General features: G+C 61.6%; 10 protein-coding genes. 7 read left to right on the top strand and 3 right to left on the bottom strand.

The window, feature by feature from the left end:
• Positions 1-213: 213 nt before the first annotated feature.
• The gene (locus AD670_RS29730) at positions 214-2673 is read left to right on the top strand and encodes a penicillin-binding protein 1A (protein ID WP_371263209.1); all 2460 of its coding nucleotides are present in this window, start codon (positions 214-216) and stop codon (positions 2671-2673) included.
• A 149-nt stretch (positions 2674-2822) separates the two neighbouring features.
• Here AD670_RS29730 and AD670_RS29725 read toward each other — a convergent pair whose 3' ends face one another.
• The 3 genes from AD670_RS29725 to rpmE all read right to left on the bottom strand — a co-directional run bounded on the left by AD670_RS29725 (position 2823) and on the right by rpmE (position 5327).
• Positions 2823-4091 carry a malic enzyme-like NAD(P)-binding protein gene (locus AD670_RS29725; RefSeq protein ID WP_027605010.1) on the bottom strand — a complete coding sequence of 423 codons (1269 nt, stop codon included), beginning with the start codon at positions 4089-4091 and terminating at the stop codon, positions 2823-2825.
• A gap of 181 nt (positions 4092-4272) precedes the next feature.
• Positions 4273-5079: a thermonuclease family protein gene (locus tag AD670_RS29720; protein ID WP_053140548.1), complete on the bottom strand. Its 807-nt coding sequence runs from the start codon at positions 5077-5079 to the stop codon at positions 4273-4275.
• A gap of 14 nt (positions 5080-5093) precedes the next feature.
• Complete coding sequence (rpmE, locus tag AD670_RS29715) at positions 5094-5327, bottom strand: 50S ribosomal protein L31 (RefSeq protein WP_005784030.1); 234 nt, start codon at positions 5325-5327, stop codon at positions 5094-5096.
• Between the two features lie 230 nt (positions 5328-5557).
• Here rpmE and AD670_RS29710 point away from each other — a divergent pair, with 230 nt between their 5' ends.
• From AD670_RS29710 to AD670_RS29685, 6 genes are all read left to right on the top strand, one after another.
• Entirely contained in the window at positions 5558-7777 is a 2220-nt protein-coding gene (locus tag AD670_RS29710) for a primosomal protein N' (protein ID WP_053140545.1), read from the top strand.
• Between the two features lie 110 nt (positions 7778-7887).
• Positions 7888-9624: an arginine--tRNA ligase gene (gene argS / locus AD670_RS29705; RefSeq protein ID WP_053140543.1), complete on the top strand. Its 1737-nt coding sequence runs from the start codon at positions 7888-7890 to the stop codon at positions 9622-9624.
• A gap of 1 nt (position 9625) precedes the next feature.
• Positions 9626-10327 (top strand): SPOR domain-containing protein, encoded by a 702-nt coding sequence (locus AD670_RS29700; RefSeq protein WP_027605014.1) that lies wholly within the window; start codon positions 9626-9628, stop codon positions 10325-10327.
• 196 nt (positions 10328-10523) lie between these two features.
• Entirely contained in the window at positions 10524-11054 is a 531-nt protein-coding gene (hslV, locus tag AD670_RS29695) for an ATP-dependent protease subunit HslV (RefSeq protein WP_010563201.1), read from the top strand.
• Positions 11055-11091: 37 nt separating this feature from the next.
• Positions 11092-12429, top strand: a complete 1338-nt coding sequence (gene hslU, locus AD670_RS29690; RefSeq protein ID WP_053140540.1) for an ATP-dependent protease ATPase subunit HslU — start codon at positions 11092-11094, stop codon at positions 12427-12429.
• Between the two features lie 149 nt (positions 12430-12578).
• A complete protein-coding gene (locus tag AD670_RS29685; RefSeq protein ID WP_053140537.1) occupies positions 12579-12956 on the top strand; it encodes a gamma-butyrobetaine hydroxylase-like domain-containing protein in 378 nt (125 codons plus the stop codon).
• The last annotated feature ends 123 nt before the right edge of the window (positions 12957-13079 follow it).

Here is a 13079-nt window from a genome sequence, read left to right as displayed (position 1 = left end):
CCCAAAACTTTGCCTGTCTTAACGCCTGATTGCCGCCGGGACCCTGCATTCGGTCGACATGTTGAGCATGCGCGAATGACGTCCCAAGCCGAAAAATGCTTTAATGCCCAGCGTTTTTTCCCGCTTTTTATCTGCTGCCCGGGTCGATCCATCGTTTGCCATGCATGCCCCGACGCCTAACTCATTCTTTTCTCTGGAAATCCAAAAGCCTTGATTCGTCTGCTGAAGTTTTTCGGGTACTCCATTGTCGCGATCGTCTGCGGGCTGCTGCTCGTACTCAGCGGGGCCTACCTCTACCTTAGTCCGGGTTTACCCTCCGTAGAGGCTCTGAGAAGTATCCAGTTGCAGATTCCTTTGCGGGTCTACAGCAGCGATGAAAAGCTGATCGCGGAGTTCGGCGAAATGCGCCGCACACCGATCCGTTTTGCCGATATTCCACCCAATTTCATCAGTGCCCTGCTGTCGGCCGAAGACGATAACTTTGCCAACCACTATGGCGTCGACCCCAGCAGCCTGGTACGCGCCGCCACGCAACTGGTAAAAAGCGGACACATTCAATCCGGTGGCAGCACCATCACCATGCAGGTGGCGAAGAACTTCTTCCTCACCAGCGAGCGCAGCTTTTCGCGTAAAGCCACTGAAATCCTGCTGGCATTGCAGATCGAACGTCAGCTGACCAAGGACGAAATCCTTGAGTTGTACGTCAACAAGATCTACCTGGGTAACCGCGCCTACGGCATCGAAGCCGCGTCACAGGTGTACTACGGCAAGTCCATTCGGGACGCCAGCCTGGCGCAGATGGCCATGATTGCCGGCCTGCCCAAGGCCCCTTCACGCTTCAACCCCCTGGCCAACCCGGCGCGCAGCAAAGAGCGTCGTGACTGGATCCTGGGGCGCATGTACAAGCTGGGCAAGATCGACCAGGCCGCCTATGAAAGTGCAGTGGCCGAACCATTGAACGCCAGCTATCACGTGCCGACGCCGGAAGTGAATGCACCGTACATCGCTGAAATGGCGCGTGCCGAGATGGTCGGTCGTTATGGCAGCGAGGCCTACACCGAAGGCTTTCGCGTGACCACGACGGTTCCGAGCGACTTGCAGGACATCGCCAATGACTCAGTGCACTCCGGCCTCATCACCTACGACCAACGCCACGGCTACCGTGGCCCCGAGTCGCGCCTGCCGGGCAAGACCCTGAGCGCCTGGACTGTCGAGCTGGGCAAACAGCGTGCGATCAGCGGCCTGGAACCGGCCATCGTCACCCAGGTGAAGAAAGATGGCGTGCAGGTGCTGACCCGCACCGGCGAAGCGCATGTGGCCTGGGACAGCATGAAATGGGCGCGCCCGTTCCTGAACACCAACAGCATGGGGCCGATGCCGAAGCAACCCTCGGATGTCGCGCAAGTCGGTGACCTGATCCGCGTGCAACGCCAGAAGGACGACAGCCTGAAATTCAGCCAGGTGCCGCTGGCCCAGGGTGCACTGGTATCGCTGGACCCGCAGAACGGCGCAATTCGCGCCCTGGTGGGTGGCTTCGCCTTCGAACAGAGCAACTACAACCGAGCCACCCAGGCCAAGCGCCAGCCGGGCTCAAGCTTCAAGCCGTTCATCTACAGCGCCGCCCTGGATAATGGCTACACCGCCGCCAGCCTGGTCAACGATGCGCCCATCGTGTTTGTCGACGAGTACCTGGACAAGGTCTGGCGTCCGAAGAACGACACCAATACCTTCCTAGGCCCTATCCGTATCCGTGAGGCGCTGTACAAGTCGCGCAACTTGGTATCGATCCGCTTGCTGCAGGCGATGGGTGTCGGCAAGACCATCGACTACATCACGCGCTTTGGCTTCAACAAGTCGGACCTGCCGCCGAACCTGTCCCTGGCCCTGGGCACCGCGACCCTCACACCGATGGAAATCGCCACTGGCTGGAGCACGTTTGCCAATGGCGGCTACAAGATCACCCCGTACCTGATCGACAAGATCGAAAGCCGCAATGGCGACACGCTGTTCACCGCCAACCCACCGCGGGTACCGGGTGACGTGGTCAACGGTGTAGCGGCCACGGATGGGCTGGCAGCGCCGAGCAACGGCGGTATTACCATCGAGCCGACGCCGGGTGCTACACCGACCACAAACGCCGCCCCGACCGAACCCCAGGCACCCGCCGTGGCCGAACGCATTGTGGATGGCCGTACCACCTATATCCTCAACAGCATCCTGGAAGACGTGATCAAGAAGGGTACCGGCCGTCGCGCCCTGGCCTTGGGCCGCGCAGATATCGCGGGCAAGACTGGTACCACCAACGAATCCAAGGACGCCTGGTTCTCCGGCTATAACGCCGACTACGTGACCACCGTGTGGACCGGCTATGACCAGCCGGAAAGCCTTGGCCGCCGCGAGTTCGGTGGCACCGTCGCGCTGCCGATCTGGATGAGCTACATGGGCGCCGCCCTGAAGGACAAGCCGTTGCATACCCAGCCGGAGCCGGAAGGTATCCTCAGCCTGCGGATCGACCCGGTCAGTGGCCGTGCGGCCTCGCCGAGCACGCCGAATGCGTACTTTGAACTGTTCAAGAGCGAAGACACGCCGCCGTCGGTCAATGAACTGGGCAACGGCGTCGCACCGGGCAGCCCGTTGCCGGCAGATGAGGCGGCGCCGATCGATCTGTTCTAACCTGGACCTCAAGCCTACGCAGAACCCAATGTGGGAGGGGGCTTGCCCCCTCCCACATTTGATCTCCACAGGACACACGTTAATCGCCACCCCAGCAAAAAGCCCCGACTCGTGAGAGCCGGGGCTTTTTGTTGGTGCGCTACAACGGCTTAACCGTTGAACACATCATCCACGCTTTGCAGCGGGTAGTTTTTCGGATATGGCAGGGTGGCCACACCGGTCTCGATCGCGGCTTTGGCCACGGCATCGGAGATCAGGGTGATCAGGCGCTTATCCATTGGTTTCGGAATGATGTACTCACGACCGAATTCCAGCTTGGCGCCACCGTAGGCGTCACACACGTCCTGAGGCACCGGCAGCTTGGCCAGTTCACGCAGGGCGTTGGCGGCAGCCACTTTCATCTCTTCGTTGATGCGCTTGGCGCGAACGTCCAGGGCACCACGGAAGATGAACGGGAAACCCAGCACGTTGTTGACCTGGTTCGGGTAATCCGAACGACCGGTGGCCATGATCACGTCGTCGCGGGTGGCGTGGGCCAGTTCCGGAGCGATTTCCGGATCAGGGTTGGAGCAGGCGAACACGATCGGGTTGGCCGCCATGGACTTCAGGCCTTCAGCGCTCAGCAGGTTCGGGCCGGACAGGCCAACGAACACGTCGGCACCGTTCAGGGCGTCAGCCAGGGTACGCTTGGAGGACGGGTGGGCAAACATCGCCTTGTACTGGTTCAGGTCGGTACGCTCGGACTGGATCACGCCCTTGCTGTCGACCATGTAGATGTTTTCCAGCTTGGCGCCCATGCTGACGATCAGCTTCATGCAGGAGATGGCCGCAGCGCCGGCACCCAGGCAGACGATCTTGGCGTCAGCCAGGGTTTTGCCAGCGATTTCCAGGGCGTTGATCATGCCAGCCGCGGTGACGATCGCGGTGCCGTGCTGGTCATCGTGGAATACCGGAATGTCGCACTGCTCGATCAGGGCCTTTTCGATCTCGAAGCACTCAGGTGCCTTGATGTCTTCCAGGTTGATGCCACCGAAGGTGATGGAGATGCGCTTGACGGTGTCGATGAAAGCCTGCGGGCTCTCGGAATCGACTTCGATGTCAAAAACGTCGATGCCGGCGAAGCGCTTGAACAGCACGCCTTTACCTTCCATGACTGGCTTGGAGGCCAGTGGGCCGAGGTTACCCAGGCCGAGAATCGCGGTGCCATCGGAAATCACTGCAACCAGGTTGCCTTTGCCGGTGTACTTGTACGCCAGTTCAGGGTCGCGGGCGATTTCACGTACGGGCTCGGCCACGCCAGGGCTGTAGGCCAGCGACAGGTCGCGGGCGGTGGCAGTGGCTTTGGTGAGCTCTACACTCAGCTTTCCTGGACGAGGATGGGCATGATATTCGAGAGCGGCAGTTTTCAAATCAGACATATCGGCATTCCGCTTTTACTGTTGGTCGACGGACCGCCGAGGATACTCGTGTCGTAAAGTCCCTACAAGACTGGGCAGTCACAGGTGTCAAGGGCCCTGCGCTAAGACTTTCGGCCAAGAGCCACGGGATACAAGGGCTTAACTGTTCACAATCGACTTGAAAAATGTCTACAATTTTTTCTCAACGCGTCGATTTGAGCATGCCCGGATCGGTCAGCGGCAGGAGCCAGCGGGCCTGGCCATTTTTAAGCCCCCCACGTCGCGAGCGATCCTGCACCCACCCACGCGCCTCGATAGTGCGGCCTTGCAGACCATTGAGCGTGGCCGCATCGAATTGGCTGGCCAGAGCAGGGGCGATACGTAATACCAGTGAGCCCTGAAGTTCAATCCAGACCCCACCACGGTTGCGCTTTACCTTGCTGACCCGGCCGCTGACCACGGCAAACCCGGAGCGCTTGAGCTGTGCCACAGTCTTGACCGGCGATTGGCGCCACAGGCCAAGGCGCGCTTTGCGGGCACGGTTCTCAGCCGCCTGCTGACAGGTGACGAGATCGACATTCGGCGCCACGCCCACCTGGAATCCCAGGCCCTCGGCCAACAGTTGCGCCTCCAGGTTCTCGCCGTTGGCGCCATAGAGGTGGGCCAGGGTGCGACCGTAATGATCCTTGCGCTCGCGCCCCGGCACCAGGCCGACCCGGCCACCGCTGGCATCCACCAAGGCCTGCAAACGCTGGCGTGCGGCGACCGCGAAAGGCTCGTCGGGGCGGCCCTTCCTGCCGGTTTCCGGGGTGTTGATTCCGATCATCCGCACACTGCGGCCATCCTTGAGGCGCACCGTGTCGCCATCCACCACCCGCTGCACTTCCACACGGGCCAGGGCCGCTGGCGCCGGGCAAAACACCTGCGCCTGGGCCACCGACAACCAAATCGCAGGCACAAAAAAGGCGCCCGCAAGGGACGCCTTTTTCAACAGCTGGCAAAAGCCCATAAGGCTTTTGAGCCTTACTCTGCTGGAGTAGCAGCAGGCTTCTTGCCGAAAGCACCAAAGCGATCTGCGAAGCGCTGTACACGGCCGCCGGTGTCCAGAGTTTTCTGCTTACCGGTGTAGAACGGGTGGCACTCGTTGCATACGTCAGTACCCAGTGGCTTGCACAGGTTCGAGCGAGTTTCGAACTTGTTGCCGCAGCTGCAAGTAACTTCGATGGTTTCGTACGCTGGATGGATATCGGCTTTCATGGTGACTTCCTCGGGCTAGCGTGCCGCCACTCGACACTATTGTCGAATACCGCACGTAATTAGGCCGCGGATTCTACCAGACCTTTTTAAACGCGCAAGCGGCGGTACCTCTCGCGTGTAAACATAAAAGCACCTTTCATCAGAAAACTAGCGGCTACCCCAAGCCTCCCGCTGTCTGCTAGGCTCGCGCCCCTGCGCCACCGCCTGCCTTTATAGATGAGACCCCTCGCGTGCCCGACGCCATTTTGCGCCTAGCCCTGCCCTCGCCCCTGCGCCGCCTGTTCGACTACCGGGCTCCGGCCGGCGTACTGCGGGCACAGTTGCAGCCGGGCATGCGCGTGCGCGTGCCGTTTGGCCGCCGGGAGATGATCGGCATCCTGGTGGAAGTCGCCGATCACAGCGAAGTACCGGCCGAGAAGCTCAAACCGGCCATCGCCCTGCTGGATGCCACACCGCCCTTGCCTCCCGCGCTGTTCAAGCTGTGCCTGTGGACCGCCCAGTATTACCAGCACAGCCTCGGTGACACCCTGAGCTGGGCGCTGCCGGTGCTGTTGCGCCAGGGCGAACTGGCCGAAGCGCGCCAGGAACGTTTCTGGTCAACAGTGCCCGGCGCGCGCCTCGACGACCCGCGCATCGCCCGCGCCCCTCGCCAGCGTGAGGCCCTGGCGACCCTGGCACAGCATCCCCATGGCGTCGCCCATCAGCTCCTCAGCAAGCTGATGCTGAGCAAGGACAGCCTCGACCTGTTGCTGGCCAAGGGTTTGGTGCAGGTGGAAATCCGCAAGCACGCCCCCGACCCGCGCCACGAACACTGGCTGGCCCAGCCCGAACTGCCGCTGAACCCCGAGCAGCGCGCGGCGTATGAAGCGATTCGCGCAGGTTTCGACAGCTTCCATGCGTTCCTGCTGGCCGGCGTCACCGGCAGCGGCAAGACTGAAGTCTATCTGCAACTGATCCGCGAAACCCTGCAGGCCGGCAAACAGGCGCTGGTGCTGATTCCCGAGATCAACCTGGGGCCGCAAACCCTGGCGCGCTTCGAACAGCGCTTCAACGCGCGTATCGCCCTGGTGCACTCGGCGGTCAATGACCGCGAGCGCCTGGAGTCATGGCTGGCGGCGCGGGACGGCGAAGCCGACATTATTATCGGCACCCGTTCGGCGCTGTTCACGCCGATGAAAAATCCCGGGCTGATCATCATCGACGAGGAACACGACGGCTCCTATAAGCAACAGGAAGGCCTGCGCTACCACGCCCGCGACCTGGCGCTGGTGCGCGCGCGCCAGGAAGACATTCCGATTGTGCTGGGCTCTGCCACCCCCTCCCTGGAAAGCCTGCACAACGCCTACACCGGTCGTTACGGACTCCTACGCTTGAACGAGCGGGCCGGCGGCGCCAAGCAACCACGCTTCCTGCGCCTGGACGTAAAAAGCCGGCCGCTGGACAGCGGCATCTCCGGGCCGATGCAACAGGCTATCGGCCAGACCCTGGCGGCCGGCCAGCAGGTCTTGGTGTTTCTCAACCGCCGAGGCTTTGCACCGACGCTGCTGTGCCATGACTGCGGCTGGATGTCCGAGTGCGAGCGTTGCGATGCGCGCATGACCGTGCACCAGCGCCATGGCGAGTTGCGTTGCCATCATTGCGGCCATGTGGAACGTGTACCGCGCCACTGCCCGCAGTGCGGCAAGGTCGACCTGCGACCGGTCGGCGCAGGCACCGAGCGCGCCGAGGAGCGCCTGGGCATTCTGTTCCCGGACTACCCGGTGCTGCGCGTCGACCGCGACAGCACCTCGCGCAAGGACGCGATGAACCAGCTGTTCGCCACCATCCAGAAGGGCCAGCCGTGCATCCTGGTGGGAACGCAGATGCTCGCCAAAGGACATCACTTCCCACGGGTGACCCTCGTGTCGATCCTGGATGCCGACGGCGGCCTGTTCTCCGGCGACTTCCGCGCCAGCGAACGCATGGCACAGTTGATCGTGCAGGTCGCCGGTCGCGCTGGGCGTGCCGAAGAGCCGGGCAAGGTGATTATCCAGACCCACCTGGCCGACCATCCGCTGCTGATTCAACTGACCGAACAAGGCTACTTTGCCTTCGCCGAACAGGCGCTGAGCGAACGCCGCTCTGCCGGCCTGCCGCCCTTTGCACACTTGGCGTTGCTTCGCGCCGAAGCCCATAAACCAGGGCAGGCCGAGGGCTTCCTGGATGAAGCCTGCAGCGCAGCGGAACGCTTGCTCGGCGAGCTGGGGCTGAGCGGCATCGAACTGCTCGGCCCGGTACCCGCGCCCATGGAACGTCGTGCCGGGCGTTATCGCGCTCAGCTACTCTTGCAAGCGACATCCCGAGCACCGCTGCATCGACTATTAAGTAGCTGGTTACTTGCCCTGGAGCAAATGCCGAGTGGCCGCCAGGTGCGATGGTCGATGGATGTAGACCCGGTAGATTTGTATTAAGCCTGGCCACAGGTCCTGCGAAGGTTGGCAAGCCCGCCCTCGCCACGGATAATGCCCAGTTTTTCCACCTGCGCATCGCGCGCCGCCGCTTGCGGTCGAAAGAGAACACCATGAAAGACACCATTCGCCAGCTGATCCAACAAGCCCTCACCCAACTCGTCCACGAAGGTGTGTTGCCTGAAGGCCTGACGCCGGCGATCCAGGTGGAAAACACCCGCGACAAGACCCACGGCGACTTCGCCAGCAACATTGCAATGATGCTGGCCAAGCCTGCGGGCATGAAGCCGCGTGACCTGGCGGAAAAAATCATCGCCGCGCTGCCTGCCGACGAGAGTGTTACCAAGGCCGAAATCGCCGGCCCGGGCTTTATCAACTTCTTCCAGAACACCCAGGCCCTGGCTTCGCGCCTGGACGCGGCCCTGGCCGACGCCAGGATCGGCGTGCGCAAGGCCGGCCCGGCTGAGCGCGTGGCCATTGACCTGTCGGCGCCCAACCTGGCCAAAGAGATGCACGTCGGCCACCTGCGCTCGACCATCATCGGTGACGGCGTGGCACGGGTGCTGGAGTTTCTCGGCGACACCGTGATCCGCCAGAACCACGTAGGCGACTGGGGCACCCAGTTCGGCATGCTGATGGCCTATCTGCAGGAAAACCCGATCACCAGCAACGAGCTGTCGGACCTGGAGAACTTCTACCGCGCCGCTAAAAAGCGTTTCGACGACTCCGAAGAGTTCGCCGACCGCGCCCGCAGCCTGGTGGTCAAGCTGCAAGCCGGCGACAAGGAATGCCTGGAACTGTGGGGCCGCTTCCGCGAGATCTCGCTGTCCCACTGCCAGGAAATCTACGAGCTGCTCAACGTCAAACTGACCATGGCCGACGTAATGGGCGAAAGCGCCTACAACGACGACCTGATCAACGTGGTCAACGACCTCAAGGCCAAGGGCCTGCTGGTCGAGAGCAACGGCGCGCAGTGCGTGTTCCTCGAAGAATTCAAGACCGCCGACGGCGAGCCGCTGCCGGTGATCATCGTCAAGGCCGATGGCGGCTACCTCTATGCCACCACCGACCTGGCGGCCGTGCGCTACCGCAGTGGTGTACTCAAGGCTGATCGTGCGCTGTATTTCGTCGACCAGCGCCAGGCCCTGCACTTCCAGCAGGTGTTCGAAGTGGCACGTCGCGCCGGCTTCGTTACCCACCCGATGCACATGGAACACATGGGCTTCGGCACCATGAACGGCGCCGATGGCCGCCCGTTCAAGACCCGCGACGGCGGCACCGTGAAGCTGATCGACCTGCTCAACGAAGCCCAGGAACGTGCCTACAACCTGGTGAAGGAAAAGAACCCGGAGCTGGCCGAAGCCGACCTGCGCAACATCGCCCGCGTGGTGGGCATTGGCGCAGTGAAATACGCGGACCTGTCCAAGCACCGCACCAGCGACTACAGCTTCAACTTCGAATTGATGCTCAACTTCGAAGGCAACACCGCGCCTTACCTGCTGTACGCCTACACCCGCGTAGCCGGTGTGTTCCGCAAGCTGGGCAAGGACTTCAGCGAAGTCGAAGGCCAGATCGTGCTGGACGCGCCCCACGAACAGGAACTGGCCGCCAAGCTGGCGCAATTCGGCGAAGTGCTGAACAGCGTCGGCGAGAAAGGCACGCCGCATATCCTCTGCACCTACCTGTACGAAGTCGCCGGGTTGTTCTCCAGCTTCTACGAGAACTGCCCGATCCTCACCGCCGACGACGAAGCCCAGAAGCAAAGTCGCCTGCGCCTCGCCGCACTGGCTGGACGGACCCTCAAGCAAGGCCTGGAACTGTTGGGCCTGGAAACTCTGGAGCGTATGTAAGTTGGCTGCCAAGAAAAAACCTGCACCCAAGCGCGGCGCCAGCCGCTACCAGGCCCCGGCGAAGAAGCCGATCCCGGGTTGGCTGTGGATGGCGATCGGCCTTACGGTCGGCGCGTTCATTGTGTTCCTGATGAAGCTGGACCCAGGCCAGGGCGATGACGTCAAACGGGTCAAGCAGGAGCAGCAGAAGGCCACGAAAATGGCTGAAGCCAACAAGACTGCGCCGAGCCCGACGGCACCGGTAAAGCCGAAGTACGACTTCTATACGCTGCTGCCGGAATCGGAAGTGATCGTGCCGCCTGACGCCGTGCCGGAGAAAACCCTGCCGACGCCGCAAGTGCCGACCACCCCGGTAACCCCGGCAGAAGCAGCGAAAATCGACACCGCGCGGGCCCAGGCAGCATTGGCCGGGATTACTCCGCCGCCAGCACCACCGGTTGCGGAAACCAAAGCCGCACCTGTGACCAAGTTCTTCCTGCAAGCGGGCTCTTTCCCGAAACAGGCGGACGCGGATCGTGTGCGTGCGCAGATCATTCTGCTGGGCCAAACGGTGACGGTGGAATCTGGCACAGTGAAGGACGCGACCTGGTATCGCGTACTGGTGGGGCCGTTCAGCAACCGCGAACAGCTGACCGTGGCGCAGAAACAATTGGCCGGCGCCGGGTTTAGTAACCTGTTGTTACAACAACGCCAGAGCCGCTGATTCGGGCTCAACTTCGATCAAAATGTGGGAAGGGGCTCGCCCCCTCCCACATTTGGTTCTGCAGCGCTCTGAAATGCGTGTCAGACCGATAAACACCACTCGTCCGCCATAAACCCCTATGGTTGAAATCCCCCCCGCCACCCCCATATGAGTTTCCATCAGGGCATTTTCGCCCCGCTGCGTGGAGACTCTCCCCTTGACCACCATCGTTTCAGTACGTCGCCACGGCAAAGTCGTCATGGGCGGCGACGGCCAGGTTTCCCTGGGCAATACCGTGATGAAAGGCAACGCGAAAAAAGTGCGTCGCCTGTACCACGGCCAGGTCCTCGCCGGTTTTGCCGGTGCCACCGCCGACGCCTTCACCCTCTTCGAGCGTTTCGAAGGCCAGCTGGAAAAACACCAGGGCCACCTCGTACGCGCCGCTGTCGAACTCGCCAAAGAATGGCGCACCGACCGCTCCCTCAGCCGCCTGGAAGCCATGCTGGCCGTCGCCAACAAAGATGCGTCCCTGATCATCACCGGTAACGGCGATGTGGTTGAGCCTGAACATGGCCTGATCGCCATGGGCTCCGGCGGTGGCTACGCACAAGCCGCAGCCAGCGCACTGCTGAAGAAAACCGACCTGTCGGCCCGCGAAATCGTCGAGACTGCCCTGGGCATCGCCGGCGACATCTGCGTGTTCACCAACCACAACTTCACCATTGAGGAGCAGGACCTCGCCGAGTAAGCCGTAGGCTTATTCCCGCTTGAGGCCGCCAAACACTATGTCCATGACTCCCCGCGAAATCGTCCATGAACTCAATCGCCATATCATCGGCCAGGACGATGCCAAGCGCGCGGTTGCCATCGCGCTGCGTAACCGCTGGCGCCGGATGCAACTGCCCGAAGAATTGCGCGTTGAAGTAACGCCGAAGAACATCCTGATGATCGGCCCGACCGGCGTCGGTAAAACCGAGATCGCGCGACGCCTGGCCAAGCTGGCCAACGCGCCGTTCATCAAGGTCGAAGCCACCAAGTTCACCGAAGTCGGCTATGTGGGCCGCGATGTCGAGTCGATCATTCGTGACCTGGCCGATGCCGCCCTGAAGCTGCTGCGCGAACAGGAAATGACCAAGGTCAGCCACCGCGCCGAAGATGCCGCCGAAGAACGCATCCTCGACGCCCTGCTACCACCGGCGCGCATGGGCTTCAACGAAGACGCCGCACCGGCCTCGGACTCCAATACCCGCCAGCTGTTCCGCAAGCGCCTGCGTGAAGGCCAGTTGGACGACAAGGAAATCGAGATCGAAGTCGCTGAAGTTTCCGGCGTCGACATCTCCGCACCGCCTGGCATGGAAGAAATGACCAGCCAGTTGCAGAACCTGTTCGCCAACATGGGCAAAGGCAAGAAGAAAAGCCGCAAGCTCAAGGTGAAGGAAGCGCTGAAGCTGGTGCGCGACGAAGAAGCCGGACGCCTGGTGAACGAGGAAGAACTCAAGGCCAAGGCCCTGGAAGCCGTCGAGCAGCACGGCATCGTGTTTATCGACGAGATCGACAAGGTCGCCAAGCGCGGCAACTCCGGTGGCGTCGATGTATCCCGTGAAGGTGTGCAGCGTGACCTGCTGCCGCTGATCGAAGGCTGCACCGTCAATACCAAGCTGGGCATGGTCAAGACCGACCACATCCTGTTTATCGCTTCGGGTGCGTTCCACCTGAGCAAGCCAAGCGACCTGGTGCCGGAGCTGCAAGGCCGCCTGCCAATTCGCGTAGAGCTGAAGGCGCTGACCCCAGGCGACTTCGAGCGCATTCTCAGCGAACCGCATGCCTCGCTCACCGAGCAATACCGTGAGCTGCTGAAAACCGAAGGGCTGGGCATCGAGTTCCTGCCGGACGGTATCAAGCGCTTGGCGGAGATTGCCTGGCAGGTCAACGAGAAGACCGAGAACATCGGTGCGCGTCGCCTGCACACCTTGCTTGAGCGCCTGCTTGAGGAAGTGTCCTTCAGCGCCGGCGACATGGCCGGCGCGCAGAATGGCGTAGCGATCAAGATCGATGCCGACTACGTCAACAGCCACCTGGGCGAATTGGCGCAGAACGAGGACTTGTCGCGGTATATTCTGTAAGCCTCACACAGAACTGCTTTGCTTCAAATGTGGGAGGGGGCTTGCCCCCGATAGCGGTGGATCAGTCAGCTTATCTATAGCTGACCCACTGCAATCGGGGGAAAGCCCCCTCCCACACTTTTATGCCGGTTTATTCAAGAGCACCTCATATGGCCAAGTTTCCTACCGCTGTAAACCTGCACAAAACCTCCAACACCCTAGGCCTCACCTACGGCCCCGACGAGATCTACCAGTTGCCCGCCGAACTGCTGCGGGTGCACTCGCCTTCCGCCGAGGTCCAGGGCCACGGCAAACCTATCCTGCAATTCGGCAAGCTCAACGTGCGCTTGACCAAGATCGAACCGGCCGGCCAGTACGCACTGAAACTGACCTTCGACGACGGGCATGACAGCGGACTGTTCACCTGGGACTACCTCTACCAGTTGGCCGTGCGTCAGGACGCGTTGTGGGCCGATTATCTTGCCGAGCTCAAGGCCGCCGGAAAAACCCGCGATCCGAGTCAGTCGGTCGTGCGGCTGATGCTCTAGCCCAGGCTTCTTGCTCTTTAGAGGGCATTTTCTAATTTCATCTGCTTGAATGCCCTGTCGCGTGGCCAACGATTGGCCCGCTTGCGAAAAAAATTAAACTCGGGTAACCAATGGAACTGGCAA

This window comes from Pseudomonas sp. MIACH (assembly GCF_001269925.1).
Classification (GTDB): Bacteria; Pseudomonadota; Gammaproteobacteria; order Pseudomonadales; family Pseudomonadaceae; genus Aquipseudomonas.
This window is presented reverse-complemented; position numbering and strand designations above follow the sequence as displayed.

Bases quoted from the DNA above. Each gene is read 5' to 3' on its own strand.
- AD670_RS29725 (WP_027605010.1), bottom strand. From the start codon at position 4,091: ATGTCTGATTTGAAAACTGCCGCTCTCGAATATCATGCCCATCCTCGT.
- AD670_RS29720 (WP_053140548.1), bottom strand. From the start codon at position 5,079: ATGGGCTTTTGCCAGCTGTTGAAAAAGGCGTCCCTTGCGGGCGCCTTT.
- rpmE (WP_005784030.1), bottom strand. From the start codon at position 5,327: ATGAAAGCCGATATCCATCCAGCGTACGAAACCATCGAAGTTACTTGC.
- argS (WP_053140543.1), top strand. From the start codon at position 7,888: ATGAAAGACACCATTCGCCAGCTGATCCAACAAGCCCTCACCCAACTC.
- hslU (WP_053140540.1), top strand. From the start codon at position 11,092: ATGTCCATGACTCCCCGCGAAATCGTCCATGAACTCAATCGCCATATC.
- AD670_RS29685 (WP_053140537.1), top strand. From the start codon at position 12,579: ATGGCCAAGTTTCCTACCGCTGTAAACCTGCACAAAACCTCCAACACC.